General features: G+C 69.2%; 19 protein-coding genes and 1 tRNA gene. 5 read left to right on the top strand and 15 right to left on the bottom strand.

Translation table 11 applies throughout. The features are described from left to right. Window positions 1–15: 15 nt before the first annotated feature. The 5 genes from ispG to TSH58p_RS26055 form a co-directional block, all read right to left on the bottom strand. Window positions 16–1,167, bottom strand: a complete 1,152-nt coding sequence (gene ispG, locus TSH58p_RS26075; protein WP_109069145.1) for a flavodoxin-dependent (E)-4-hydroxy-3-methylbut-2-enyl-diphosphate synthase — start codon at window positions 1,165–1,167, stop codon at window positions 16–18. A gap of 118 nt (window positions 1,168–1,285) precedes the next feature. Beyond that, complete coding sequence (locus TSH58p_RS26070; protein WP_247873929.1) at window positions 1,286–2,629, bottom strand: helix-turn-helix domain-containing protein; 1,344 nt, start codon at window positions 2,627–2,629, stop codon at window positions 1,286–1,288. 216 nt (window positions 2,630–2,845) lie between these two features. Further along, window positions 2,846–5,146, bottom strand: coding sequence for a phosphoenolpyruvate--protein phosphotransferase (gene ptsP, locus TSH58p_RS26065; RefSeq protein WP_109069146.1), 2,301 nt, complete (start codon window positions 5,144–5,146; stop codon window positions 2,846–2,848). 1 nt (window position 5,147) lies between these two features. Next, window positions 5,148–6,287 (bottom strand): nitronate monooxygenase family protein, encoded by a 1,140-nt coding sequence (locus TSH58p_RS26060; RefSeq protein WP_247873930.1) that lies wholly within the window; start codon window positions 6,285–6,287, stop codon window positions 5,148–5,150. A gap of 25 nt (window positions 6,288–6,312) precedes the next feature. Next, entirely contained in the window at window positions 6,313–7,548 is a 1,236-nt protein-coding gene (locus TSH58p_RS26055) for an aspartate kinase (RefSeq protein WP_109069147.1), read from the bottom strand. A gap of 156 nt (window positions 7,549–7,704) precedes the next feature. On the opposite strand from TSH58p_RS26055, the gene ubiG reads away from it, so the two are divergent. Continuing rightward, on the top strand, window positions 7,705–8,466 hold the full coding sequence (ubiG, locus tag TSH58p_RS26050; RefSeq protein ID WP_109069148.1) for a bifunctional 2-polyprenyl-6-hydroxyphenol methylase/3-demethylubiquinol 3-O-methyltransferase UbiG: 762 nt from the start codon (window positions 7,705–7,707) through the stop codon (window positions 8,464–8,466). Between the two features lie 160 nt (window positions 8,467–8,626). Here the strand turns inward: ubiG and ptsN are convergent, their stop codons facing one another. The 9 genes from ptsN to TSH58p_RS26005 form a co-directional block, all read right to left on the bottom strand. After that, window positions 8,627–9,085, bottom strand: a complete 459-nt coding sequence (gene ptsN, locus TSH58p_RS26045; protein ID WP_014198055.1) for a PTS IIA-like nitrogen regulatory protein PtsN — start codon at window positions 9,083–9,085, stop codon at window positions 8,627–8,629. 34 nt (window positions 9,086–9,119) lie between these two features. After that, the gene (hpf, locus tag TSH58p_RS26040) at window positions 9,120–9,716 is read right to left on the bottom strand and encodes a ribosome hibernation-promoting factor, HPF/YfiA family (protein ID WP_109069149.1); all 597 of its coding nucleotides are present in this window, start codon (window positions 9,714–9,716) and stop codon (window positions 9,120–9,122) included. A gap of 123 nt (window positions 9,717–9,839) precedes the next feature. Beyond that, entirely contained in the window at window positions 9,840–11,417 is a 1,578-nt protein-coding gene (gene rpoN / locus TSH58p_RS26035; protein WP_109069150.1) for an RNA polymerase factor sigma-54, read from the bottom strand. A gap of 16 nt (window positions 11,418–11,433) precedes the next feature. Beyond that, on the bottom strand, window positions 11,434–12,258 hold the full coding sequence (lptB, locus tag TSH58p_RS26030; RefSeq protein WP_109069151.1) for an LPS export ABC transporter ATP-binding protein: 825 nt from the start codon (window positions 12,256–12,258) through the stop codon (window positions 11,434–11,436). 19 nt (window positions 12,259–12,277) lie between these two features. Beyond that, window positions 12,278–13,177, bottom strand: a complete 900-nt coding sequence (locus TSH58p_RS26025; protein ID WP_109069152.1) for an LptA/OstA family protein — start codon at window positions 13,175–13,177, stop codon at window positions 12,278–12,280. After that, window positions 13,174–13,911 (bottom strand): LPS export ABC transporter periplasmic protein LptC, encoded by a 738-nt coding sequence (lptC, locus tag TSH58p_RS26020; protein ID WP_109069153.1) that lies wholly within the window; start codon window positions 13,909–13,911, stop codon window positions 13,174–13,176. Before lptC ends, TSH58p_RS26025 begins: the two co-directional genes overlap by 4 nt. A 25-nt stretch (window positions 13,912–13,936) precedes the next feature. After that, window positions 13,937–14,953: an SIS domain-containing protein gene (locus TSH58p_RS26015; RefSeq protein WP_109069154.1), complete on the bottom strand. Its 1,017-nt coding sequence runs from the start codon at window positions 14,951–14,953 to the stop codon at window positions 13,937–13,939. Between the two features lie 204 nt (window positions 14,954–15,157). After that, on the bottom strand, window positions 15,158–15,784 hold the full coding sequence (locus TSH58p_RS26010) for a ribonuclease D (protein WP_109069155.1): 627 nt from the start codon (window positions 15,782–15,784) through the stop codon (window positions 15,158–15,160). 123 nt (window positions 15,785–15,907) lie between these two features. Continuing rightward, window positions 15,908–15,994: transfer RNA gene (locus TSH58p_RS26005), tRNA-Leu, on the bottom strand. Between the two features lie 228 nt (window positions 15,995–16,222). On the opposite strand from TSH58p_RS26005, the gene TSH58p_RS26000 reads away from it, so the two are divergent. Both TSH58p_RS26000 and TSH58p_RS25995 read left to right on the top strand, forming a co-directional pair. Then, window positions 16,223–17,212: a complex I NDUFA9 subunit family protein gene (locus tag TSH58p_RS26000; RefSeq protein ID WP_109069156.1), complete on the top strand. Its 990-nt coding sequence runs from the start codon at window positions 16,223–16,225 to the stop codon at window positions 17,210–17,212. Between the two features lie 185 nt (window positions 17,213–17,397). Further along, on the top strand, window positions 17,398–18,573 hold the full coding sequence (locus TSH58p_RS25995; RefSeq protein WP_109069157.1) for an MFS transporter: 1,176 nt from the start codon (window positions 17,398–17,400) through the stop codon (window positions 18,571–18,573). 21 nt (window positions 18,574–18,594) lie between these two features. On the opposite strand, the gene TSH58p_RS25990 is transcribed toward TSH58p_RS25995, so the two are convergent. Next, window positions 18,595–19,395 (bottom strand): undecaprenyl-diphosphate phosphatase, encoded by an 801-nt coding sequence (locus tag TSH58p_RS25990; protein ID WP_109069214.1) that lies wholly within the window; start codon window positions 19,393–19,395, stop codon window positions 18,595–18,597. A gap of 391 nt (window positions 19,396–19,786) precedes the next feature. On the opposite strand from TSH58p_RS25990, the gene TSH58p_RS25985 reads away from it, so the two are divergent. Together TSH58p_RS25985 and gltB are read left to right on the top strand one after the other, a co-directional pair. Beyond that, window positions 19,787–21,250, top strand: a complete 1,464-nt coding sequence (locus TSH58p_RS25985) for an NAD(P)-dependent oxidoreductase (RefSeq protein ID WP_109069158.1) — start codon at window positions 19,787–19,789, stop codon at window positions 21,248–21,250. A gap of 108 nt (window positions 21,251–21,358) precedes the next feature. Then, window positions 21,359–25,906, top strand: a complete 4,548-nt coding sequence (gene gltB / locus TSH58p_RS25980; RefSeq protein ID WP_109069159.1) for a glutamate synthase large subunit — start codon at window positions 21,359–21,361, stop codon at window positions 25,904–25,906. Window positions 25,907–26,088 lie beyond the last annotated feature (182 nt).

Below are 26,088 nucleotides of genomic sequence, written 5' to 3'. Positions count from 1 at the left end.
CCCGCGCCGCTTCCGTCACTCGGCGGCCGTCTCCGCCGCCTTTTCGGCGGCCTTGGCCTCTTCGATCTTGGCTGCCTCGATCTCGGCGGCCTTCTTCTCGACCAGCCCGACGAGGTGGTCCACGATGTTCTGGTCCTTCAGCCGGTGGTCGGTGACGCCGGACAGATAGACCTGATGGGTGTTGTTGCCGCCGCCGGTCAGGCCGATGTCGGTCTCGCGCGCCTCACCGGGGCCGTTGACCACGCAGCCGATGACCGACAGGGTCAGCGGCGTGGTGATGTGGGCCAGCCGCGCCTCCAGCGTCTCCACCGTCTTGATGACGTTGAAGTTCTGCCGCGCGCAGCTCGGGCAGGAGATGACCGTGACGCCGCGCCGCCGCAGGCCCAGCGACTTCAGCATCTCGTAGCCGACCTGGACCTCCTCCGCCGGCTCCGCCGACAGGGACACGCGGATGGTGTCGCCGATGCCCGACCACAGCAGCATGCCCAGCCCGATGGACGACTTCACCGTCCCGGCGCGCAGGCCGCCGGCCTCGGTGATGCCGATGTGAAGCGGATAGTCGCAGGCCTCGGCCAGGCCCTGGTAGGCGGCGACCGCCAGGAACACGTCGGAGGCCTTCACCGAGATCTTGAACTCGGTGAAGTCATGGTCCTCCAGGATCTTCGCGTGGTTGAGCGCGCTCTCGACCAGCGCCTCCGGGCAGGGCTCGCCGTACTTCTCCAGCAGGTCCTGCTCCAGCGAGCCGGCGTTGACGCCGATGCGCATGGAGCAGCCGTAGTCCTTGGCCGCCTTCACCACCTCGCGCACCCGTTCCGCCGAGCCGATGTTGCCGGGGTTGATGCGCAGGCAGGCCGCCCCGCTCTGCGCCGCCTCGATGGCGCGCTTGTAGTGGAAATGGATGTCCGCGACGATCGGCACCGAGACCTGCGGGACGATCTGCTTCAGCGCCAGCGCCGATTCCTGGTCGGGACAGGAGACGCGCACGATGTCGGCGCCCACCCGCTCCGCCGCCTGGATCTGCGCCACCGTCGCCGCCACGTCGGCGGTCGGCGTGTTGGTCATCGTCTGCACCGAGATCGGCGCGTCGCCGCCGACGAGCACGTTGCCCACCCGGATCTGGCGGGACTTGCGGCGAAGGATCTGGCGGTAGGCGCGCACGCTGCTCATGGGCTGTGGCCTCGGGGCATGAATCGGGTCCGGCGCGTCTTATAGCGCAGCCGGCGTCACGCCTGAAGTGCGGTCCGCCGCGCCGGATTCAAGGGAAAAAGCCGTGAATACCCCGTCCTCAATGGGCGGGGGCGGCGCCGCGCAGGGTCGGCGCGTGCTGGTCCAGCGACACGTCGCGCAGCACCTGCCCGACCGCACCCATCGGCGCGCCGTCCACCCCGTCGGTGACGACGACCAAGCCGCCGGCGTTGCCGGTGCGCACGCGGATGCCCGAGCGGTCGGGAACGCGGTAGACGTCGCCCGGCTTCAGCACGCGGGTGAAGATGATCTCGCCGCTGTTGTCGCGCACCTGGATCCAGCTGTCCTGCGTGGCGCGGAGCTGGATGCGCGAAGCGGCGTTCTGCGTGCCGTAGACCTTCGACGGCAGAGCCCCGTCCGCGGCGGGCGGCGGCGCCGCGGGAGCGGCGGGCGGCAGGCTGGCGATGGCCGGGGCGGCGGGGGTGAGCGGGGTCGGCTCCTGCGTGGCGCCTTCGGACTCGTCGTCCTCGGCCGGAGGCGGCGGAACGTTCACCATGGCCGATGGAGCGGCGGACGGAGCGGGCGTTGGCGCCGCCGCGGGAGCGTTCGGCTTGGCGGGAGCGGCCGGAGCCGGCTGGGCGACCACCGCAGCGGGGGCCGGGGCGGGCTTGGCCGGAGTTGCGGGAGCCTGGGCGGTTGGCGGTTGGGCGGCCGGCGGTTGAACGGCCGGCGGTTGAACGGTCGGGGTCGGAGCGGCGGGAGCCGGTGCCGCCGGGGCGGGCACCGCCGTGGACGCGCCACCGGCCGCGGGCGGGGCGGCCAACGGGGGAACCGCCGGGGCGGGCGGAGCCTCCGCCATCACGGTCGGGACGGAGGCCGGGGCGGCGGGCGTTTCGGTCGGCGCCGGCACCGCGCCGTTCTGGCCACCCGTCTGGCTGGCGTTGAAAGGCAGCGTGTCGAGCAGCGAGACCAGCCGGTCGGGCAGGGTCGGGACCAGATCGACCATCGACCGGTCGGTCGCCGACAGATAGTACCAGCCGCCATAGACGATGCCGGCCAGCACCATCGTGCCGAGCAGGACCGTGCCGCCGGGGATGCGGCCTTCCGGCACCGGGGTCGGGAAATAGAGCTGCTGGCTGCGCGTGCGGCCCGCCGCCTCGTCCTTGTAGCGGGTGAGGATGGTGTCGGGGTCGAGCCCCAGGCATTCCGCGTAGGAGCGCAGGAAGCCGGCGGCGTAGGTGGTGCCCGGCAGGTCCTCGAACCGGCCGGCCTCGATGGCCTGCAGGTAGGGGTAGCGGATGCGCAGCATCGTCGCGACCTCGCGCAGGTCGTAGCCGAGGCTCTCGCGCGTCTCGCGCAGGGTGTCGGACACGCTGGGGCCGGTCTGCGCCGGGCCGTCCTGCGCGGGGTCGTAGGAGCCGAAAACCTTGCGCTTGGCCATCATCTCAACCGTACCGTCGCCTCGGATGACTTGTGGTCGCACCCCCGGCATGGGTACGCCAGCCGCGGGGGCGGCGCAACCGGGAAAGACCGTGATCCTGCCATCTTGTATACGCCCTTCGCCCGAACCGCTGTAACAAAACGCCGCCGCGGCGGGCGGCGGCGCCGGATATGTCTCCAGGGTGGAGGAAGCGGCCTTGGAGGCGCCTCGGGCGGGGCCTCAGATGAGGACGCCGTGGTCCTTGGCGAAGCTGCGCAGCTTGTCGCGCAGGCTGTGGTCGCCGCGCAGGTAGAGCCCGTTCATGTACTGGCGCAGCGCCGCCACGTCGAGCGAGCGCAGCATCGTCTTCACCGGCCCGACCGAGGGCGGCGACATCGACAGGGTGCGGAAGCCGATGCCGATCAGCGCCATGGCGTCGAGCGGCCGGCCGGCCATCTCGCCGCAGATGCTGACCGGGACGTTGGCGTCGCCGCAGGCCTCGACCAGCCGGCGCAGCAGGCTGAGCATGGCCGGCGACAGCGGGTCGTAGCGGCCGGAGGTGCGCGGGTTGCCACGGTCGCTGGCGAAGATGTACTGGGTCAGGTCGTTGGAGCCGACCGACAGGAAATCCACCCGCGGCAGCAGGGCGGGCAGCTGCCAGAGCAGCGCCGGCACCTCGATCATCGTGCCGACGCGCACGCGGCTGGGCGGCTCGCCGCCCTGGCTCGCCAGCCGGGTGATCTCCAGGTCGAGCAGGCGGCGGGCGGCGTCGAATTCCGCCACCTCCGCGATCATCGGGAACATCACCGACAGCGGACGCCCGGCGGACGCCCGCAGCAGGGCGCGCAACTGCTGGCGCAGCAGCGACGGGTGGTCCAGCCCGATGCGGATGGCCCGCCAGCCGAGCGCCGGATTCTCCTCCCCCTCGCTGGCCGCGATGTAGGGCAGCATCTTGTCGCCGCCGACGTCGAGCGTGCGGAAGACCACCGGCTTGTCGTCGGTCTGGTCGAGGATGCGGGAATAGAGGTCGGTCTGCGCGTGGACGTCCGGGTAGGTGGAGCGCACCATGAAGGGGATTTCGGTGCGGTAGAGGCCGATCCCCTCCGCCCCGCTGGCCTTCAGATGCGGCAGGTCGATCAGCAGGCCGCAGTTCAGCTGGATCGAGATCGGCACCCCGTCACGCGTCACCGAGGGCAGCGCGCGGATCGCCTCGTACATCTGCTCCTTGCGGGCGCGCAGGGCCACGGCCTCCGCGAAGGCCATCTGGATGTCCTCCGCCGGGCGGACGAAGGCCTGCCCGTGGTCGCCGTCGACGATCACCGGGTCCAGCGGCTCGATCCGGTTCAGCGCGTCGGGCGCCTGCACCACTGGGATGTTCAGCGCGCGGGCCACGATGCAGACGTGGCTGGACGGCGAGCCTTCCTCCAGGATCACGCCGCGCAGGCGGCGCTGGTCGTAGTCGAGAAGCTCCGCCGGCCCCATGGACCGCGCGACCAGGACGATGTCCTCCGGCAGCGTGCCGCCGTCGGCCTCCGACTTGCGCCCGGCGAGGTGCTGGAGCAGCCGGTTGGTCAGGTCCTCCAGGTCGAGCAGCCGTTCGCGGATGTAGGGGTCGGTCAGGTGGCTCATGCGGGCGCGGGTGTCGTTCTGCACCTGCTGCACCGCCCCTTCCGCCGTCAGCCCCATGCGGATCGCCTCGCGGATGCGCGACAGCCACCCGCGGTCCTCCGCGAACATGCGGTAGGTTTCCAGGATGTCCTTGGGCTCGCTCAACCCCGCCAGCGCCGCCGCGTTCAGCAGATCGTCGATGGCGCTGTGCATGGTGGCGATGGCCGCGTTCAGCCGCGCCAGCTCGCTCTCCGCATCCTCGGAGACCATCTGGCGGATGGTGAGCTGCGGGCGGTGGATCACCGCCAGCCCCATCGCCAGACCGCTGGCCAGCGACGTGCCCGACAGGCGGGCCGGCAGCAGCGCCGGGTCGCCGGTGGAGGCGACCTCCTGCGGGTTGACCAGCTCGCCCTGGGCGACCAGCTCGGCCACCACCATGGCGATGGTCTGCAGCGTCTCGACCTCGACCTCGGTGTAGCGGCGGCGGTCCTTGTGCTGGATGACCAGGACGCCGCGGACCTTGCCGCCGCGCAGGATCGGCACGCCGGCCAGCGACAGGAACGGGTCCTCCCCCGTTTCCGGGCGGTAGGCGAAGCTGGGGTGCGACGGGGCGTTGTCCAGCGCGATGGGCCGCGCGTGGCCGGCGATGTCGCCGACGATGCCCTCGCCCACGCGCAGGCGGGTGTTGTGCACGGCGTCCTGGTTCAGGCCGAGCGTGGAGAACAGCTCCAGCACCTCGCCCGCCCGCATGACGTAGCAGGAGCAGACGTCCGCCCCCATCTCCATGCCGATCAGCGTGACGATCTTGTCCAGCCGCTCCTGGCCGGAGCCGGAGCCCGCCATGACGTCGCGCAGCCGCGCCAGCAGGCGGCGCGAGGCGGCGCCGTCGAAGCCCGGCGAACCGGCGGGGATGTCGCCCACGACGCCGTTCATCTCATGCCGCCCCCAGTATGGCCGGTTGCTCGCCCGCACCCGGCGATTGGCCGGGCGATTGGCCGGGCGATTGGTCGGCCCCCCGGTCGGCCCCCTGGTCGGAGGATGGCGGGCAGCGGGCGGCCAGCGCCAATTCGGCCTGGGCGATCAGGTCGCCGATGATCTCGGCCACCGGCTGCTCGCGGGTGACCAGCCCGACGCTCTGCCCGGCCATCAGCGAGCCGCTTTCCACGTCGCCGTCGATCACCGCGCGGCGCAGCGCGCCGGCCCAGAAATGCTCGATCTCCAGGATGCCCGCGTCGCGCGTCGTCTCGCCGCGGTCCACGCGGCCGATGACCTCGCGCTGAAGCTCCATGAATCGCTTGGACCCGGCGTTGGCCAGCGCCCGCACCGGGATCACCGGGAAGCGCGGGTCGATCTGCACCGACGCCTGGGCGTCGCGCGCCGAGGCCTTGATGAAGACCTGCTTGAAGCGCGGGTGCGCGATGGATTCGGTGGCGCAGACGAAGCGGGTGCCGATCTGCACGCCCGCCGCCCCCTGCTCCAGATAGGACAGGATGGCCTCGCCGCGCCCGATGCCGCCGGCCACGAAGACCGGGACCTCGCGCAGGTCGGGCAGGATCTCCTGCGCCAGGACGGTGGTCGAGACGGGGCCGATGTGGCCGCCGGCCTCCGTGCCCTCGATCACCAGCGCGTCGATGCCGAGCTTGACCATCCGCTTGCCGCTGACCAGCGTCGGGGCGAAGGCCATGGCGCGGGCGCCGCCGTCCTTGATGCGCTTGATGGTGGCGCCGCTGGGGAAGCCCCCGGCGATCACCACGTGGCTCACCGCCAGCTCCCGGCAGACGTCGATCAGACGGTCGAGGTCCGGGTGCATGTTGATGAGGTTGACGCCGAAGGGCTTCGCGGTCAGTGCCCGCGTGGCGGCGATCTCCGCCGCCAGCAGGTCCGGCGGCATCGAGCCGCAGGCCAGCACGCCGAAGCCCCCGGCGTTGGAGATGGCGGAGACGAGGTGGCGTTCCGACACCCAGCTCATCGCACCGCCCATGATGGCGGTGCGCGTGCCGAGGAAGGCGCAGCCACGCTCCCACAGCCGGTCGAGTCGGGCGCCTGCGACCGCGTCGGACCTGGCGTCGGTCATCGCCGCCCCCCTCCCGTCACCCGGCTCAGGCCGCGTCCAGCCCGTAGGCGGTGTGCAGCGCGCGCAGCGCCAGCTCCGCATACTCCTCGGCGATCAGGACGGAGATCTTGATCTCGGAGGTGGAGATGACCTGGATGTTGATGCCCTTGTCGGCCAGCGCCTTGAACATGCGCTGCGCGACGCCGGCGTGGCTGCGCATGCCGACGCCGATCACCGACACCTTCACCACGTTGGCGTCGGAGACGATGCGCTGGTAGTTCAGCTCGGCCTTGGCGTCCTCCAGCACCTTCACGGCGCGGGCGATGTCGGCCTTGCCGACCGTGAAGGTCATGTCGGTGGACTTGCCGTCTTCCGACACGTTCTGGACGATCATGTCGACATTGACGGCGGCGTCGGTCAGCGGACCGAAGATGCTGGCCGCCACGCCCGGACGGTCGGCGACGCCGATGAGGGTGATCTTCGCCTCGTCGCGGCTGTAGGCAATGCCGCTCACAACTTCCTTTTCCACGATCTCGTCCTCGTCAACAACAAGGGTACCGGGAAGCGCGCTGCCGGCGGCCTCCTCGAAGCTCGACAGAACCTGCACGCGCACGCGGTGGTTCATCGCCATCTCGACCGAGCGGGTCTGCAGGACCTTCGCCCCCTGCGACGCCAGCTCCAGCATCTCCTCGTAGGTGATCTTGGAGAGCTTGCGCGCCTTGGTGACGATGCGCGGGTCGGTGGTGTAGACGCCGTCCACGTCGGTGTAGATGTCGCAGCGGTCGGCCTTCAGCGCCGCCGCCAGGGCGACCGCCGAGGTGTCGGAGCCGCCGCGGCCCAGCGTGGTGATGCGGCCGGTTTCGGTCACGCCCTGGAAGCCGGCGACCACGGCGACCTCGCCGGTGTTCATCCGCTTGTCCAGCTCCGCCGTGTCGATCGACACGATGCGCGCCTTGCCGTGCGTCTCGTCGCTGTAGATCGGAATCTGCCAGCCGAGCCAGGACCGGGCCTGGATGCCGAGCGACTGCAGCGCGATGGCGAGGAGACCGGAGGTCACCTGCTCGCCCGAAGCGACGATGGCGTCGTACTCGCGCGCGTCGTGCAGCTTGTCGATGTCGTTGCAGTATTTCACGAGCTGGTTGGTCACGCCGGACATCGCCGACACGACGACGGCGACCTGATGCCCCGCCTTGACTTCCTGCTCGACCTTTCGGGCCACGTTCTTGATGCGGTCGATGTCGCCGACCGACGTGCCGCCGAACTTGAGGACGATCCGCGCCATACCTCACACCATGTCTGGGCCGGCAAAAAAGCCGGCAGTCCGCGCCCCCGCTCTACCGTTGCCGGCGCGGGGCGGCGTATCCATACTCTGTCGCTCACAGCGAGGCAAGTTCGCCCCGCAATTGTTCTCGCAATCCAAGCATACGGGATTTCTTTCATGACCGCGACCGCCGGAACCGCAGGCACCGCAGGCACTGTCGACCCTCAGGACATCGCCCGCTTTTCGGCCATCGCCGCGGAATGGTGGGACCCCACCGGCAAGTTCCGGCCCCTGCACCGGCTGAACCCGCTGCGGCTGGCCTACATCCGCGACACGCTGTGCCGCCGCCTGGGCCGCGACCCGCTGGCGGCGGAGCCGCTGAAGGGACTGCGCATCGTCGACATCGGCTGCGGCGGCGGCCTGCTGTCGGAGCCGGTCGCCCGCATGGGCGCCACCGTGGTCGGGGTGGACGCGGCCGAGCGCAACGTCCGCACCGCCGCCGCCCACGCCGCGGAGACCGGCACCCCCGTCGACTACCGCGCCACCACCGCCGAGGCCCTGGCCGCCAGCGGCGAGCGCTTCGACGCCGTGCTGGCGATGGAGGTGATCGAGCATGTCGCCGACGTGCCGCTGTTCGTGAAGTCCTGCGCGGAGCTGACGGCGCCGGGCGGCGCGCTGTTCCTGGCGACGCTGAACCGCACGCCGAAATCCTTCGCGCTGGCCATCGTCGGGGCGGAGTACATCCTGCGCTGGCTGCCCCGCGGCACCCACAACTGGCGCCAGTTCCTGCGCCCCGGCGAGGTCGCCGCCGCCCTGCGCGCCGAGGGGATGGCGATCCGCGACCTGACCGGCATCACCTACAACCCGCTGTCGGACGAGTTCCGCCTGAACCCGCGCGATCTCGACGTGAACTACATGGGCTGGGCCGAGCGGGCCTGAACGTACAGGGCATCGGGGGACGTACGTACAAACGTACGCCCCCTGCTCCTGCCTGACGACGCGATGGCCTCGGGATGCCGCAGGCTTCGGGATGCCGCAAAACGAAAAACGGGAAGGCCGCCGGCCCTCCCGTTTTTTCGTGTTCGCAAGGAAACGCGCCTTACGCCGCGTGGCTGGCCTCGTGCTGGGTCAGGAGCGCGTAGATCGCGTCCGCCGAGTCCGAACCGCGCAGCTTCTCGCACATGGACTGGTCGCGAAGCAGGCGCGACACACGGGCCAGCGCCTTCAGATGGTCGGCGCCGGCATGATCCGGAGCCAACAGCAGGAAAATCAGGTCAACCGGTTGCTCATCGATCGCATCGAAGTCGATGGGCCGCTCCAGCCGGGCGAAGACGCCATGGACGCGGTCGAGGTTGGGCAGCTTGCCGTGCGGGATGGCGATGCCATGACCCACGCCGGTGGTGCCCAACCGCTCGCGCTCCAGGAGGACGTCGAAGATCGCCCGTTCGTGCTGGCCGGTCAGCTCGGACGCCTTGCGCGCCAAGTCCTGCAGGGCCTGCTTTTTGCTGCCGGCCTTCAGGTTCGGGAGAATGGCGTGCGGCGTGATGAGATCGAGCATGACGCTATGGGTGTGGTTGGAACAGAGACCGGACTCAGGCGCCGGCCTTCTCCGCCGGGTCCACCCAACCGATGTTGCCATCGGCGCGGCGGTAGACCAGGTTCAGGCGGCCATGGGCGCCGTTGCGGAACATCAGGGCCGGAGCATCGGCGAGTTCCATGCGCATCACCGCCTCGCTGACCGCCAGGGTCGCGATGGTGGTTTCCATTTCGGCGATCACCATGGGCTGCGCCTCCTCGGCGGCGGCCTCTTCGCTCTCCACATGGGCCTCGTCCTTCTCCGCTTCCAGGATCTGGTAGCGGGCCGGGAAGGCTTCCTGCGCCGGGGCTTCGACGCTGTGGTGGTCGCGCAGGCGGCGCTTGTAGCGGCGCAGGCGCTTGGCCAGCTTTTCGCACGCGGTGTCGAAGGCGGGGTACGGCTCGGTGGCCTCGGACGCGCTCTGCAGGACGATCCCACGACCGACATGGACCTGAATGTCGGCCTTGAACAGATGCGCTTCGCGCGTCAGGACGACGTTGGCCTCGATCGGCTTGTTGAAATACTTGCCGACGATGGCGTTCAGGCTGTCCGCGACGTGGCTGCGCAGAGCGTCGCCAACGTCAAGCTGCTTGCCTTTGACGGTCAGTTGCATTTTGGGATGTTTCCAATCTGGTCCGCGATAGACATAGGACGACGGAAGGCCGCCACGTGCGGACGGGGACCATAGTGACGGCGGTATGGGCTGTCAATCAAGGACGGCCCCCTCCCGGCCCGGTTACATGCGTGACATCTTGGCACGGCGTCGCTGCACCGATGACGGAATGCGCATCGCTTCACGATACTTCGCGACCGTCCGGCGCGCAATGTCGATCCCTTCCCCACGAAGGATTTCGACGATTTTATCGTCCGACAGCACGTCTTCGGGCTTCTCGGCGTCGATCATCGCCTTGATGCGGTAGCGCACGGCCTCCGCCGAGTGGGCCGCCTGCCCGTCCGCCCCCTGGATGGCGGAGGTGAAGAAATACTTCAGCTCGAACACGCCGCGCGGCGTCGCCATGAACTTGTTGGTTGTGACGCGGCTGACCGTGCTCTCGTGCATGCCGATGGCCTCGGCGATGTCGCGCAGGATCAGCGGCTTCAGGTGCGAGACGCCGTGGATGAAGAAGGCGTCCTGCTGCCGGATGATCTCGCTGGCCACCTTCAGAATGGTGGTGGCGCGCTGGTGCAGCGACTTGACCAGCCAGTTGGCCGATTGGAAGCGTTCGGTGATGTATTCCTTGTCCGCCTTGTTGCGGGCGGTGCCGGAGATGCGCGCGAAATAGCGGTGGTTGACCAGCACCCGCGGCAACGTGTCCGGGTTCAGGTCGATGAGCCAGCCGCCGCCGGGATTGGCGCGCATCAGGATGTCGGGGGTGACGAGCTGGGCGGGCGTGTGGTCGAAGCTGAGCGCCGGCTTGGGGTTCAGCTTGCGGATCTCCGCCACCATGTCGGCGATGTCCTCGGCGTCCACGCCGCAGACCTTCATCAGCGCCGGCAGGTTGCGCGCCGCCAGCAGCTCCAGATGGTCGAGCAGGGCGGCCATGGCCGGGTCGAAGCGGTTCTTCTCGCGAAGCTGGATCGCCAGACATTCCTTCAGCGAGCGGGCGAAGATGCCCGGCGGATCGAAGCGCTGGCAGGCGGCGAGAACCCGCTCCACCCGCTCCGGCGCGCAGCCGAGCTGCCCCGCCAGGCTCTCGACCTCCAGCCCGGTGATCCAGCCGGCCTCGTCCAGCATGTCGATCAGCGCCAGACCGATGAGCTGGTCGCCGAGGTCCGGCAGGTCGATCTTCAGCTGTTCGGTCAGATGGTCGCGCAGGCTCTTCTGGCCGGTCAGCGTGGCTTCCAGGTTGGACTCGTCGTCCTCGAAGCCGCCGCGCCCGCCGCGCTCCTGCCAGGAACCGTAGACGTCGCTGGAGCCGTCCGTCCCGTCGGAGAAGCGGTCGTCGGAATAGACATTCTCGAAATCGGTGTCGAGCGGCGCGTCGGACGCCGATCCCATCGTCTCCGACGATGTCATCTCCACCGTGTCGCGGGTCCGCCCGTCGGTCATCGGCGGCTGGCGCTCCTCCGGCGCGGCGAGGTCCACCACGCCGGGCTCGCCCCGGCTCTCACCGGCACCGTCGCCCCCGGCCTCGCCCCCTCCTTCGCCGGAGCCGCCGTCGCGCTCCAGCAAGGGGTTCTGCTCGATCTCGCGATCCACGAAGTCCGACAGTTCGATGTTCGACAGCTGCAGCAGCTTGATGGCCTGCTGCAGCTGCGGAGTCATCACCAGGGACTGGGTCTGACGAAGATCGAGGCGTTGGCTGAGCGCCATGGGCAGGAAAACCGCACTAGAGGCTGAACCGGTCCCCGAGGTAGACCCGGCGCACATCCTCGTGCGCCACGATCTCGGCCGGCTCTCCCTCCATTAGTACCACACCATCGTGCAAGATGTATGCCCGATCGACGAGGTCGAGCGTTTCACGCACGTTGTGGTCGGTGATGAGCACGCCGATGCCGCGGTCGCGCAGGTGGCTGACCAGCTCGCGGATGTCGTTCACCGCGATCGGATCGATGCCGGCCAGCGGCTCGTCGAGCAGGATGAAGTGCGGCTGGGAAGCCAGGGCGCGGGCGATCTCCACGCGCCGCCGCTCGCCACCCGACAGGGCCAGCGCCGGGGCGCGGCGCAGGTGGGTGATCGAGAACTCCGCCAGCAGTTCGTCCAGCATCTGCTCGCGCGTGTCGCGGTTGGGCTCCACCACCTCCAGCACGGAGCGGATGTTGTTCTCCACCGACATGCCGCGGAAGATCGAGGCCTCCTGCGGCAGATAGCCGATGCCCAGCCGCGCCCGGCGGTACATGGGCAGCGCCGTGATGTCCTGCCCGTCGAGCAGGATGGTGCCGGAATCGGCGGCGATCAGCCCGGTGATCATGTAGAAGCAGGTCGTCTTGCCCGCCCCGTTGGGGCCGAGCAGGCCGACCGCCTCGCCGCGCTGGACCGTCACGGTCACGTCGCGGACGACCGGGCGCTTCTTGTAGGCCTTGCCGAGATGCAGGGCCACCAGCCCCTCGCTCGGACGCGCGTCGGTGGCGGATTGGCCCGCCGGGAGACCCGACGGGTTCGAGGCGGAAAGGGTCGGGCCGCCGAGGTCCCGGTCTTCGATGTCCATGGCCATTGATTCGCTGCCGGGTCGGTCAGGGCTTAGCGCCGGGCGTGCCGCCCGATTGGGCGGGGGGCTTGCCGCCCGCCTGCGCGGTGGGCTGGCCACCGGGGGCGCCCGGCTCCTGGCCGGGGATCAGCAGGCCCATCACCCGCCCGCCGGTGGCAGGACCGGCGATCACCCGGTTGACCTTGGTCTTCATGTTCATCTCGGCGGCGTCGCCGTTGAGCTGGTTGTCGTTGCGGGTGATCTTGACGTTGCCCAGCAGCACCGCCGTCTCGTCGGCCACCGAATAGACCAGCTTGTCCGACAGCGCCACGTCGGTCGCGGTGGTCACCACCACGCTGCCGGCGCCATCGATGCGCTCCATCTGGGTCGAGCCGTCCGGCATCTTCTTGAGCTGGCCGATCAGGATGTCGGCGCGCAGCCGGTCGCCGTTGGCGATGCGCACGGCCACGGCGTCGCCGCGGGCCACCGTCAGGTTCCTCGCCTCGTAATATTCCAGCGTGTCGCGCGCCGTCACGATGTCGGTGCGGGTGACCAGCTTGAGGTTGCGCCCCGTGACCACCGCCACCTGCTTGTCCACGTCGTAGACGCCGCGCTCGCCGAAGACCTCCTGGGTCGGGCTGACGATGCGCACGTTGCCCTCGGCAAGAAGCTGGAACACCTCGTTCCCCTTGCCGGGCACCTCGCGGTAATAGGCGGTCAGCACGTCGGCGTAGACGGTGCTGTCGCTGCGCTTGGCCGAGGCGTTGCCGCGCGCCACATAGGCGCGCACGTCCTGGTGCCATTCGATGGCCTGGTCGGCGTCGACCTCGACCGGGTTGGGGCCACCGCCGAGGCCGGGCAGCCCCTGTGCCGCCGCCGGGAGGGACGCTCCCGACAGCAGGAGGAACGCGGCCAACAGCGGGGCCGCAAAGGTGGCTGCACTCAACGCGTCTTTCCTCCCGGGCTTTCGGCGGCCTGGACGTCGGCCTTGGACTGGTTCAGGAACACCATCGTCTTGCCACGGTCGGACAGGCGGAACCCCTCGGCGTTGATGACGCCCTGCGGCCCCTGGCCCACGACATGGACATCGCCCCAGGCGGTGCCCTTGCGGATGTCGGAGTCCGCTTCCTCGGTGGTGAATTCGTTGCCGTCGTCGCGCATGACGCGGACATGGCCCCGCATCTTCAGGATGCCGGTGACCTGGTTGTACCAGCCCTTGTCGGAGCGGATGGTCACCCAGGTGCCGTCGGTCTGGGTCATCTCGGCTTCCGGCTGGTCGAGCAGGACGATGTCCGGCTGGTCGGCGATGCGGTCGGCCTTGACCGCCACCAGCGAGAAGGGCTGGTTGTCCTCGTCCACCGCGATGTAGCGCGGCTTGATCATCTCAAGCTGGCCCTTGTCGGCGGAGATGCGCAGGGTCGGCAGCTCGGTCAGCGACGGCCAGACGGCGATCAGCGCCATCACCGCCAGCGCCAGCGCCGGAAGCGCGAACTTCATTCCGGTGACGAAACGGCTGTAGACCCGGCTGACCGGGCGGATTTCCCGGCGCCGGTGGACGCGCTTGGCCGCCTCGCCGTCGGGCGCGGCGTCCGGCATCGCCATGAGCTGCGCGGCGAGGGAAGGCGCATCCGTGCGCCGCTCCTGCGTGTTCACCGTCCGATCCTTCAGGTCGCTGTCCATGGCGTCACCGTCCTCCGGTTGCCCGTCACGCCGCCCCGGCGCGCAGGCAATCGTGAATGTGCACAACACCGAGCGGCCGGTCCGCCTCCACCACGAACAGGCTGGTGATCTGCTTCGCGTTCATTTCCCGCAGCGCCTCCTCGACCAGCGCCTTGGGGCGGATCGTCTTGGGCCGCGGCGACATGATGCTGTCGGCGCGCTCCGCCCACAGCTCCGGCGTCAGGTGGCGGCGGAGATCGCCGTCCGTGATGACGCCGGCCAGCGCGCCGGCGGCGTCCAGCACGCCGACGCAGCCCAGCCGCTTGGCCGTCATCTCGAATATGACGGTGGAAAGCGGCGTATCCAAGGCGCACAGGGGCATGTCGTCGCCCTTGTGCATCACGTCGGTCACCTTCAGCAGCGCCCGGCCGAGCTGGCCGCCGGGGTGGAACTGCTTGAAATCCGCCGCCGTGAAGCCGCGCCGCTCCAGCAGCGCCACCGCCAGGGCGTCGCCCAGCGCCAGCATCATCGTGCTCGACGTGGTCGGGGCCAGACCCAGCGGGCAGGCCTCCGGGGCCGGCGGCAGCACCAGCGCGACGTCCGACTGCTCGGCCAGGGAGGAGCCGGCGCGCCGGGTGATGCCGATCAGCGGAATGTCGAAGCGGCGGGTGTAGGCGACGATGTCCGACAGCTCGTGCGTCTCGCCGGAATTGGACAGGGCGATCACCGCATCCTGCCGGGCGATCATGCCGAGGTCGCCGTGGCTCGCCTCGCCCGGATGGACGAAGAAGGCCGGCGTGCCGGTGGAGGCCAGCGTCGCGGCGATCTTGCGCGCCACATGGCCGGACTTGCCCATGCCGGAGACGACGACGCGCCCGGCGATCCCGGCCAGCCGGTCCAGCGCGCGCACGAAGGCGCCGTCCAGCCCGTCCGCCAGCGCGGTCAGGGCCTCGGCCTCCATCCGCAGGACGCGCCGGGCGCTGGCGATATCGCGATCGGCCGCGGCGTCGGCCGGGCGATCGATCAGGCTGGATGCCAGGCTGGATGCGGTCAGGCTCGTCAAGGCGGTGCTTGCCTCTTCTGGTTGGCCCATGGGGCCGAGAAAGGGTACTCCGGCTGGCGGTGCGGGTATCCGCGACAACGGGCCAGCCGCCGCGCGGGCAGTATGCCCACCCGCGCGCTTCCGGTCAAATCAACGTCCGGAGGGCTTGACCTATTCCACCGGGGCTCCTGTCCCGGCGCCGGCCGTCGATGCGACAGCCCTCGATCAATGCGACAGAATGTCCGGCTGCTCCCAGCCGCCGAGGTCCAGTTCCCCGCGGGCGGGCAGGAAGTCGAAGCAGGCCTTGGCGAGATGGGTCCGCCCCTCGCGCGCCAGCATGACGTCCAGCTTCTCCTTGAGGTCGTGCAGGTGCAGCACGTCGGAGGCGGCGTATTTCATCTGCTCCGGCGTCAGCTCCGCGGCCCCCCAGTCGGAGGACTGCTGCTGCTTGGACAGCTCCACCCCCAGCAGGTCCTTCACGAGATCCTTCAGCCCGTGCTTGTCGGTGAAGGTGCGGACCAGCTTGGACGCGACCTTGGTACAGTAGACCGGCTGGCAGGCGACGCCGAGATAGGCCCGCATCACCGCCACGTCGAAGCGGGCGAAATGGAACAGCTTGGTGACCTCGGGGTCGGCGAGCAGGCGCTTCAGGTTCGGCGCCTCGTACTGGCCCTTGCGGAACTGGACCAGATGGACCGTGCCGTCACCGGGGGAAAGCTGGACCAGGCACAGCCGGTCGCGGTGGGGGTTCAGCCCCATGGTCTCGGTGTCGATGGCGACGGCGCCGCCGCGGGCGAGGGACTTCAGATCGAGACCGTCCGGCAGGTCGCCGTCATGGAGGTCGATGGGCATTGGGTGGCTTCCCGCTCAGTAGGACGGCCCCCGGCCACGGACCCCAGAAACGACGAACGCCGCTCTGCTACCTTTCCGTCCCGCTGGGGGAGGTCCGTAGCATGCGGCGCAGCCGGGTAGATATGGTGCCCAGGAGAAGACTCGAACTTCCACGACATTTCTGCCACAGGTACCTGAAACCTGCGCGTCTACCAATTCCGCCACCTGGGCTCGGTGTGGGCCGCTTATGTAGCCGTCCGGCGGAGACCCGTCAACAGCTTTTTTTCACTTTCGCGCGGAAAGCGCTGCCGGACGCGAAATGGGCCGCGGGCGGCGCGTCAGGCCCTAGCCTCCCCCCGGAGGTTTCTATATAAGCAACCCCCGATCCGGTCGCCCCGCCTCGCGGGCTGGCGGCCCGGAGGGAAGAATTTGCGGGCCCAACGGCACGGGAGAAGGTCGATGTCCTATCGCTCTGAAGTGGTCACGGTGTTCGGCGGTTCGGGATTCGTCGGCCGCCACCTCATTCGCCGCCTCGCCAAGACCGGCGCCATCGTGCGCGTGGTGTCGCGCCATCCGAACCAGGCCAATTTCCTGAAGACCGCCGGCTCGGTCGGCCAGATCGTGCCGATGGCCGCCGACGTGAAGGACGACCAGTCCGTCGCGCGGGCCATCCAGGGCGCGGACACCGTCATCAACCTGATCGGCACGCTCTACGAGCGCGGGGCCTGGAACTTCCAGACCGTGCACGTCGACGCCCCGGCGCGCATCGCCCGCATCGCCAAGGCCAGCGGCGTGCGCCATCTCGTCCATGTCTCGGCCATCGGCGCCGACGCCAAGTCGGCCTCCGCCTACGCCAAGTCCAAGGCGGCGGGCGAGCAGGCGGTGATGCAGGCCTTCCCCGGCGCCGCCATCATCCGTCCCAGCATCGTCTTCGGGCCGGAGGACGGCTTCTTCAACAAGTTCGCCGCCATGGCGCAGGTCTCCCCGGCGCTGCCGCTGATCGGCGGGGCGACGAAGTTCCAGCCGGTCTATGTCGGCGATCTGGCCGACGCCATCGCCGCCGCCGCGACACTCGATTCGGCGGCCGGCCGGACCTTCGAGCTGGGCGGCCCGCGCGTCTACAGCTTCAAGGAGCTGATGCAGCTCATGCTGCGGGAGATCCGCCGCAAGCGCTTCCTCGTCCCGATTCCCTGGAACGTGGCGGAGACGCTGGGCGGCCTGCTGGAGAAGGCGCCGCCGATCATCGCCCCGCCGCTGACCCGCGATCAGGTGGAGATGCTGAAGACCGACAACGTCGCCGCCCCCGGCGCGCCGGGCTTCAAGGAGCTGGGCATCACCAACCTGTCGAGCTGCGAGGTCGTCCTGCCGACCTACCTGTCGCGCTTCATCGTCGGCGGCCGCTCCAACACGACGCCGCGCGACGCCGGCAACCATTCCGGCGCGCACTGACCCCGCAGGCCCCGCGCCATCGAAGCGAAAGCCCCGGCCCCGCCGGGGCTTTCGTCGTTTCGGGGGCCTGCCGCCCCGCAGGACGGCGCCGCGCAAGGGTGCCCTGCGGCGGGCGGCCTTGATTCCCGCGCGTCGCTGCCGCATCTGGCCCCTTCATCGGGACGACGGAGGGGGTGCGGGACGTCATGCAGGCCGCAACGCAGGATTTCACCATACGGGAATTCGCCGACCGCGCGCCGGGCGCCCGGCTGGCCTCCCTGACGGCCTTCTTCGTCAATGGCTCCGCCTTTGGCGTCTGGGCCACCCAGATCCCGGCGATCAAGGACCACCTGGACCTCAGCCCCGGCGTGCTCGGCGTCGCCCTGCTCTGCCTTGCCGCCGGGGCTCTGACCGCGATGGTCGGCACGGGCGCGCTGCTCGGCCGCGTCGGAAGCGCCCCGGTGATCCGGTTCACCGCCGTGGCCTTCGCCGCGATCCTGCCGCTGCCGGCGCTGATGCCGGATCTGCTGTCGCTGTGCGCGGTGCTGTTCCTGTTCGGGGCGGCGGGCGGCACCATGGACGTGGCGATGAACGCCCACGGCGCCCTGGTGGAGCGCCATCTCGGGCGGCCCATCATGTCGTCGCTGCACGGCATGTGGAGCCTGGGCGGCCTGTTCGGCGCCGGCGTGGGCGGCCTGCTGCTGCAAATCCTGCCGCCTTCGGTCCAGGCGTCCATCCTCGCGGCGGCGCTGTTGCTCCTGTTCTTTGCGCTGCACCGCCGCCTCCTGCCCGGAAGCGCCGACCGGCGGGCGGAGCCGGCGGGCCTCGCCCTGCCCGACCGCGGCACGCTGCTGCTGGGATCGCTGACCTTCCTCGCCTTCATGAGCGAGGGCGCGATCCTGGACTGGAGCGCCGTCTATCTGCGCGAGGATCTGGGGGGTGCGGCGTCCATCGCGGCGCTGGGCTTCGCCGTCTTTTCCGGCGCCATGGCGGTGGGCCGCTTCTGCGGCGACCGGCTGCGCCAGCGCTTCGGCGGGCCGGTTCTGGTCCGCGCCGGCGCCGTGCTGGCCTTCGCCGGCCTGGCGGTCGCGCTCACCGGCGGCGGGCCGGTGGTGGCGGTCGTCGGCTTCGGGTTGACCGGACTCGGCCTGTCGAACGTGGTGCCGGTGCTGTTCAGCGCCGCCGGCGCCAAGGCGGAGGAGGAAGCCGGCCAGGCCATCGCCGCGGTGGCGACCCTCGGCTACGCCGGCGTGCTGACCGGCCCGGCCCTTCTCGGCTTCGTGGCGGAGGCCAGCACGGTGGGCTTTTCCTTCGCCCTGGTCGCCGCGCTGGCGCTGGTCATCGCCGCGGCCTCCTCGCGCGCCGTCGCCCAACAGGGCTGAGGCGCGCGGGAAGCCCGCCGCTTACAGGTAAAGAAACGCCAGCATCCCCGACCCGATGGCGATGCGGTACCAGGCGAAGGGCGCGAAGCCGTAGCGCCCGACGAAGTCCACCAGCACCTTGACCACCAGCGCCGCCGCGATGAAGGCGGTGACGAAGCCGACGCCGATCAGCAGCGCGGAGTCGACGGTCATCAGGCTCCAGTTCTTGTAGAGGTCGTAGACCGTGGCGCCGGCCATGGTCGGGATCGCCAGGAAGAAGGAGAATTCCGCGGCGGTCCGCCGGTCCACCCCCATCAGCAGCGAGCCGAGGATCGTGGCGCCCGAGCGCGACACGCCGGGCACCAGCGCCAGGCACTGGCACAGGCCGATCTTCAGCGCGAGCGGCGCCGGGAAGCGCTCGATCTGGTGGTAGCGCGGGACCGGGACCAGCCGTTCCGCCATCAGGATCGCCACGCCGCCCAGGATCAGCGCGACGCTGACCACCGTCGGGTTGAACAGCACCGCCTTGATGACGCCGTGCAGCGCCGCTCCCAGCACCATCGCCGGCAGGAAGGCCAGGATCACCGCCATGGCGAAGTGGCGGGCGCCCGGATCGTCCTTCAATCCGGTGACCACCTTCCACAGCCGGGCGAAATAGACCGTGCAGATCGCCAGGATCGCACCGAGCTGGATCACCACCTCGAACACCTTGCCCGGCGGGCCTTCGAAGCCCAACAGGGTGTCGAAAATGATCAGGTGGCCGGTGGACGAGACCGGCAGGAATTCGGTCAGCCCTTCGATCAGGCCGAGCAGAGCGGCGTCCAGATATTGGTCGATCAACATGCGGCGCGGGGCCTCTGGCAGGATGGCGGTGGCAATGTCCGGCTTATAGCAGCGCAACATGGCGAAGGCGACGACCCATGGGGCGATACCCCGAATTGGGCGATAGTCCCGGATCGGACCTAATTTTCTTGCTTGTTTTTGGGGCACTCCCGCCGTCTACGGAGGCATCCGCGACATCGAGTCACGGTTTGGTCAGTCATGCTGTCCTAACGGTGAAAATATGCTCGCGCGGCGCCTTCTCTTGCGGTATATGACGTTCAGACCGCGTGACCGCGGGCTTTCGTTTTCACTGCGGCCACGCCCCTCGCCATGCCCCCACCGGCACGAAAAGGGTCGCCCGGCCGCCGGCGCCGTCCCCATGCACGGGACACGGGAAGAAGGAGCAGGCGTTATGGCGAACCAGAGGATGTTGGGCTTCGTGCACACCGCGCAGCGGATGCCCGACAAACGCCCGGCCGCGGAGCGCCGCCAGGATTTCGCCGAGATCTACGCCCGCTTCAGCGACGAGCGCGCCAACGAGCAGGCCAACCGCTGCTCGCAGTGCGGCGTTCCCTTCTGCCAAGTGCACTGCCCGGTCTCCAACAACATCCCCGACTGGCTGAAGCTGACCTCCGAAGGCCGGCTGGAGGAGGCCTATGAGGTCTCCCAGGCCACCAACAACTTCCCGGAGATCTGCGGCCGCATCTGCCCGCAGGACCGCCTGTGCGAAGGCAACTGCGTCATCGAGCAGTCCACCCACGGCGCCGTCACCATCGGGTCGGTGGAGAAGTACATCAACGACACCGCCTGGGATCAGGGCTGGGTGAAGCCGCGCAAGCCGTCGCGTGAGCTGGGCGTCTCGGTTGGCATCATCGGCGCCGGCCCCGCCGGCCTCGCCGCCGCCGAGGAGCTGCGCGCCAAGGGCTACGAGGTGCATGTCTACGACCGCTACGACCGCATGGGCGGCCTGCTGGTCTACGGCATCCCCGGCTTCAAGCTGGAGAAGTCGGTGGTCGAGCGCCGCGTGCAGCTGCTGGCCGACGCCGGGGTGGTCTACCACCCGAACTTCGAGGTGGGCCGCGACGCCTCCCTGCCGGAGCTGCGCCGCAAGCACGTCGCCGTGCTGGTCGCCACCGGCGTCTACAAGGCGCGCGACATCAAGGCGCCGGGCTCGGGCCTTGGCAACATCGTGGCGGCGCTGGACTACCTGACCACCTCCAACAAGGTCAGCCTGGGCGACAGCGTGGAGGCGTACGAGAACGGCTCCCTGAACGCCGCGGGCAAGCATGTGGTGGTGCTGGGCGGCGGCGACACCGCCATGGACTGCGTGCGCACGGCCATCCGCCAGGGCGCGGCGTCGGTCAAGTGTCTGTACCGCCGCGACCGCAAGAACATGCCGGGCTCGCAGCGCGAGGTCGCCCACGCCGAGGAAGAGGGCGTGGAGTTCATCTGGCAGGCCGCCCCGGAAGGCTTTGTTGGTGAAAATCGGGGGGGCGACTCGGTGGTGACCGGCGTGCGCGCCGTGCGCATCCATCTGGGCGTGGCCGACGCCACGGGCCGCCAGACCCCGCAGGTGATCGAGGGGTCGGAGTTCACGGTCCAGGCCGATCTGGTCATCAAGGCGCTCGGCTTCGAGCCGGAGGACCTGCCCACCCTGTTCGGCGAGGCGGAGCTGAAGGTCACCCGCTGGGGCACGCTGCTGGTCGACCACCGCAGCAAGATGACCAACCTGGAGGGCGTGTTCGCCGCCGGCGACATCGTGCGCGGCGCCTCGCTGGTGGTGTGGGCCATCCGCGACGGCCGCGACGCGGCGGAGGGCATCCACGCCTACGCCAGGGCGAAGGCCGAGACGCCGGTCGCCGTCGCGGCTGAATAAGTCAAACCAATCCATAATTCCGCGGGTTCCAGGGGTCCATTTCGGCCCTTGGCGGGGGTGAAGGGGCGAAGTCCCCTTTCCGAACAGACTGATTGAAAGGGTCCACCGATGACCACCGAGTTGAACCAGGGTGAGCAGTTCGTCGCCGACTTCCGCGCCAACGCCGCGGCGCTGACCACTGCCAACGCCTACAACCCGGAGGATGAGCACGACGCCTGCGGCGTCGGCTTCATCGCCGCGATCGACGGCAAGCCCCGCCGCTCGGTGGTCGAGAAAGGCATCGAGGCGCTGAAGGCCGTCTGGCACCGCGGCGCCGTGGACGCCGACGGCAAGACGGGCGACGGCGCCGGCATCCACGTCGCCGTGCCGCAGAAGTTCTTCAAGGACCATGTGAAGGTCATCGGCCACCGCGCGCCGGACAACAAGCTGGCCGTCGGCCAGGTGTTCCTGCCGCGCATCAGCCTGGACGCGCAGGAAGCCTGCCGCTGCATCGTCGAGACCGAGATCCTGGCCTTCGGCTACTACATCTACGGCTGGCGTCAGGTGCCGATCAACGTCGACATCATCGGCGAGAAGGCCAACGCGACCCGTCCGGAGATCGAGCAGATCATCGTCGGCAACAACAAGGGCGTGTCCGACGAGCAGTTCGAGCTGGACCTCTACATCATCCGCCGCCGCATCGAGAAGGCGGTGAAGGGTGAGCAGATCAACGACTTCTACATCTGCTCGCTGTCGGCCCGCTCGATCATCTACAAGGGCATGTTCCTGGCGGAGCAGCTGACCACCTTCTACCCGGACCTGCTGGACGAGCGGTTCGAGTCCGACTTCGCCATCTACCACCAGCGCTATTCGACCAACACCTTCCCGACCTGGCCGCTGGCCCAGCCCTTCCGCATGCTCGCCCACAACGGCGAGATCAACACGGTCAAGGGCAACGTCAACTGGATGAAGGCGCACGAGACCCGGATGGAGCATCCGGCCTTCGGCACCCACATGCAGGATCTGAAGCCGGTGATCGGCGTCGGCCTGTCGGACTCCGGCTCGCTGGACACCGTGTTCGAGGTGATGGTCCGCGCCGGCCGCACGGCCCCGATGGTCAAGATGATGCTGGTGCCGCAGGCGCTGACCAGCTCGCAGACCACGCCGGACAACCACAAGGCGCTGATCCAGTACTGCAACTCCGTCATGGAGCCGTGGGACGGCCCGGCGGCGCTGGCCATGACCGACGGCCGCTGGGTCGTCGGCGGCATGGACCGCAACGGCCTGCGCCCGATGCGTTACACCATCACCACCGACGGCCTGATCATCGGCGGGTCCGAGACGGGCATGGTGAAGATCGACGAGGCCCAGGTGATCGAGAAGGGCCGCCTCGGCCCGGGCGAGATGATCGCCGTCGATCTCCAGGCCGGCAAGCTCTACCGCGACCGCGAGCTGAAGGACCATCTCGCCACGCTGAAGCCGTGGGACAAGTGGGTGCAGAACACCACCCACCTGGACGAGCTGGTCAAGACCGCCTCGCTGAAGGGCGAGCCGTCGGACATGGACAAGGCCGAGCTGCGCCGCCGCCAGCAGGCCTTCGGCCTGACCATGGAAGACATGGAGCTGATCCTGCACCCGATGGTGGAGGACGGGAAGGAGGCCATCGGCTCGATGGGCGACGACAGCCCCATCGCCGTGCTGTCCGACAAGTACCGCGGCCTGCACCACTTCTTCCGCCAGAACTTCTCGCAGGTCACGAACCCGCCCATCGACTCGCTCCGTGAGCGCCGGGTGATGAGCCTGAAGACGCGGCTCGGCAACCTCGGCAACATCCTGGACGAGGACGAGACGCAGACCCGCCTGCTGCAACTCGAGTCGCCGGTCCTGACGACCGCCGAGTTCCGCGCCATGCGCGACTACATGGGCGACACGGCGGCCGAGATCGACGCGACCTTCCCGGTCGACGGCGGTCCGGAGGCCCTGCGCGACGCGCTGCGCCGCATCCGCCAGGAGACGGAGGACGCCGTTCGCGGCGGCGCCACCCACGTCATCCTGACCGACGAGGCGATGGGCCCGGCGCGCGCCGCCATCCCGGCGATCCTCGCCACCGGTGCGGTGCACACGCACCTGATCCGCTCCAACCTGCGCACCTTCACCTCGCTGAACGTGCGCACGGCGGAGGGTCTGGACACCCACTACTTCGCCGTGCTGATCGGCGTCGGCGCCACCACGGTCAACGCCTATCTGGCGCAGGAAGCCATCGCCGAGCGCCACCGCCGCGGCCTGTTCGGTTCCATGCCGCTGGAAAAGGGCATGGCCAACTACAAGAAGGCCATCGACGACGGCCTGCTGAAGATCATGTCCAAGATGGGCATCTCGGTCATCAGCAGCTACCGCGGCGGCGGCAACTTCGAGGCCATCGGCCTGTCGCGCGCGCTGGTCGCCGAGCATTTCCCGGCGATGGTCAGCCGCATCTCCGGCATCGGCCTGAACGGCATCCAGAAGAAGGTGCTGGAGCAGCACGCCACCGCCTACAACGAGGAGGTCGTGGCCCTGCCGGTCGGCGGCTTCTACCGCTTCCGCAAGTCGGGCGACCGCCACGGCTGGGAAGGCGGCGTGATCCACACGCTGCAGCAGGCGGTGACCAACGACAGCTACACCACCTTCAAGAAGTACAGCGAGCAGGTGAACAAGCGCCCGCCGATGCAGCTCCGCGACCTGCTGGAGCTGCGCTCCACCAAGGCCCCGGTGCCGGTGGACGAGGTGGAGAGCATCACCGCGATCCGCAAGCGCTTCATCACGCCGGGCATGTCCATGGGCGCCCTGTCGCCCGAGGCGCACGGCACGCTGAACGTCGCCATGAACCGCATCGGCGCCAAGTCCGACAGCGGCGAGGGCGGCGAGGACCCGGCGCGCTTCCGCCCGGACAAGAACGGCGACAACTGGAACAGCGCCATCAAGCAGGTGGCCTCGGGCCGCTTCGGCGTCACCGCCGAGTATCTGAACCAGTGCCGCGAGCTGGAGATCAAGGTCGCCCAGGGCGCCAAGCCCGGCGAGGGCGGCCAGCTCCCCGGCTTCAAGGTGACCGAGATGATCGCGCGGCTGCGTCACTCGACGCCGGGCGTGATGCTCATCAGCCCGCCGCCGCACCACGACATCTATTCGATCGAGGATCTCGCCCAGCTCATCTATGACCTGAAGCAGATCAATCCGGATGCGAAAGTGACGGTGAAGCTGGTCAGCCGTTCCGGTATCGGAACGATTGCCGCGGGCGTGGCGAAGGCCAACGCCGACATCATCCTGATCTCCGGCAACAGCGGCGGCACGGGTGCCAGCCCGCAGACCTCGATCAAGTTCGCCGGCCTGCCCTGGGAGATGGGCCTGTCGGAGGTGCATCAGGTCCTGACGCTGAACCGCCTGCGCCACCGCGTGCGGCTGCGCACCGACGGCGGCCTGAAGACCGGCCGCGACATCGTGATCGCCGCCATGCTGGGTGCCGAGGAGTTCGGCATCGGCACGGCCAGCCTGATCGCCATGGGCTGCATCATGGTCCGCCAGTGCCACAGCAACACCTGCCCGGTCGGCGTCTGCGTGCAGGACGACAAGCTGCGCCAGAAGTTCGTCGGCACGCCGGAGAAGGTCGTCAACCTCTTCACCTTCCTGGCGGAAGAGGTGCGCGAGATCCTGGCCGGCCTGGGCTTCCGCTCGCTGAACGAGGTGATCGGCCGCACCGACCTGCTGCATCAGGTCAGCCGCGGCGCCGAGCATCTCGACGACCTCGACCTGAACCCGCTGCTGGCCCAGGTCGATCCCGGCGAGAACGCCCGCTACTGCACGCTGCAGGGCCGCAACGAGGTGCCGGACACGCTGGACGCCCGCATCGTCGCCGACGCCCGCCCGCTGTTCGAGGAGGGCGAGAAGATGCAGCTCGCCTACAACGCCCGCAACACGCAGCGCGCCATCGGCACGCGGCTGTCCTCGATGGTGACGCGCAAGTTCGGGATGTTCGGGCTGCAGCCCGGCCACATCACCATCCGCCTGCGCGGCACCGCCGGCCAGTCGCTGGGCGCCTTCGCGGTGCAGGGCATCAAGCTGGAGGTGATGGGCGACGCCAACGACTATGTCGGCAAGGGCCTGTCGGGCGGCACCATCGTCGTCCGTCCGACGACCTCCAGCCCGCTGGAGACCAACAGGAACACGATCATCGGCAACACGGTCCTCTACGGTGCGACGGCGGGCAAGCTGTTCGCCGCGGGCCAGGCCGGCGAGCGGTTCGCCGTCCGCAACTCCGGCGCCACCGTGGTGGTCGAGGGCTGCGGCTCCAACGGCTGCGAGTACATGACGGGCGGCACGGCGGTCATTCTCGGCCGCGTCGGCGACAACTTCGCCGCCGGCATGACGGGCGGCATGGCCTACGTCTACGACCTGGACGACAGCCTGCCGCTGTACATCAACGACGAGAGCGTGATTTTCCAGCGCATCGAGGTCGGCCATTACGAGAGCCAGCTCAAGCACCTGATCGAGGAGCATGTGGCGGAGACGCAGAGCCGCTTCGCCGCCGAAATCCTCAACGATTGGGCGCGTGAGGTGACCAAGTTCTGGCAAGTCGTCCCGAAGGAAATGCTGAACCGCCTGGAAGTGCCGGTCCATCTGCCGAAGGCCATCTCGGCGGAGTAAGACCCAAGCAATAAGTCTCAGGTCGATTGTGCATACGCGAACGGCGGTCCGGGGTAACCGGGCCGCCGTTTTTCACGCCGGCAACGGCACGGGCGTCCTTTTCAGAGCGCCGGTTCTTGGAATAATCTGGTGCGGCACGGGTTGTTAGGACCGCCTGGGGGCATCCGCAACCACACGGGAGG

This window comes from Azospirillum sp. TSH58, assembly GCF_003119115.1.
Lineage (GTDB): Bacteria > Pseudomonadota > Alphaproteobacteria > Azospirillales > Azospirillaceae > Azospirillum.
Note: the sequence above shows the minus strand (reverse complement) of the source record. Positions and strands in the feature narration are given on the sequence as shown.

What these genes read in the sequence shown, in the direction of transcription:
- ispG (WP_109069145.1), bottom strand. Translation starts at nt 1,167, where the DNA reads ATGAGCAGCGTGCGCGCCTACCGCCAGATCCTTCGCCGCAAGTCCCGC.
- TSH58p_RS26070 (WP_247873929.1), bottom strand. Translation starts at nt 2,629, where the DNA reads ATGATGGCCAAGCGCAAGGTTTTCGGCTCCTACGACCCCGCGCAGGAC.
- ptsP (WP_109069146.1), bottom strand. Translation starts at nt 5,146, where the DNA reads ATGAACGGCGTCGTGGGCGACATCCCCGCCGGTTCGCCGGGCTTCGAC.
- TSH58p_RS26060 (WP_247873930.1), bottom strand. Translation starts at nt 6,287, where the DNA reads ATGACCGACGCCAGGTCCGACGCGGTCGCAGGCGCCCGACTCGACCGG.
- TSH58p_RS26055 (WP_109069147.1), bottom strand. Translation starts at nt 7,548, where the DNA reads ATGGCGCGGATCGTCCTCAAGTTCGGCGGCACGTCGGTCGGCGACATC.
- ubiG (WP_109069148.1), top strand. Translation starts at nt 7,705, where the DNA reads ATGACCGCGACCGCCGGAACCGCAGGCACCGCAGGCACTGTCGACCCT.
- ptsN (WP_014198055.1), bottom strand. Translation starts at nt 9,085, where the DNA reads ATGCTCGATCTCATCACGCCGCACGCCATTCTCCCGAACCTGAAGGCC.
- hpf (WP_109069149.1), bottom strand. Translation starts at nt 9,716, where the DNA reads ATGCAACTGACCGTCAAAGGCAAGCAGCTTGACGTTGGCGACGCTCTG.
- rpoN (WP_109069150.1), bottom strand. Translation starts at nt 11,417, where the DNA reads ATGGCGCTCAGCCAACGCCTCGATCTTCGTCAGACCCAGTCCCTGGTG.
- lptB (WP_109069151.1), bottom strand. Translation starts at nt 12,258, where the DNA reads ATGGCCATGGACATCGAAGACCGGGACCTCGGCGGCCCGACCCTTTCC.
- lptC (WP_109069153.1), bottom strand. Translation starts at nt 13,911, where the DNA reads ATGGACAGCGACCTGAAGGATCGGACGGTGAACACGCAGGAGCGGCGC.
- TSH58p_RS26010 (WP_109069155.1), bottom strand. Translation starts at nt 15,784, where the DNA reads ATGCCCATCGACCTCCATGACGGCGACCTGCCGGACGGTCTCGATCTG.
- TSH58p_RS26000 (WP_109069156.1), top strand. Translation starts at nt 16,223, where the DNA reads ATGTCCTATCGCTCTGAAGTGGTCACGGTGTTCGGCGGTTCGGGATTC.
- TSH58p_RS25995 (WP_109069157.1), top strand. Translation starts at nt 17,398, where the DNA reads ATGCAGGCCGCAACGCAGGATTTCACCATACGGGAATTCGCCGACCGC.
- TSH58p_RS25990 (WP_109069214.1), bottom strand. Translation starts at nt 19,395, where the DNA reads ATGTTGATCGACCAATATCTGGACGCCGCTCTGCTCGGCCTGATCGAA.
- TSH58p_RS25985 (WP_109069158.1), top strand. Translation starts at nt 19,787, where the DNA reads ATGGCGAACCAGAGGATGTTGGGCTTCGTGCACACCGCGCAGCGGATG.
- gltB (WP_109069159.1), top strand. Translation starts at nt 21,359, where the DNA reads ATGACCACCGAGTTGAACCAGGGTGAGCAGTTCGTCGCCGACTTCCGC.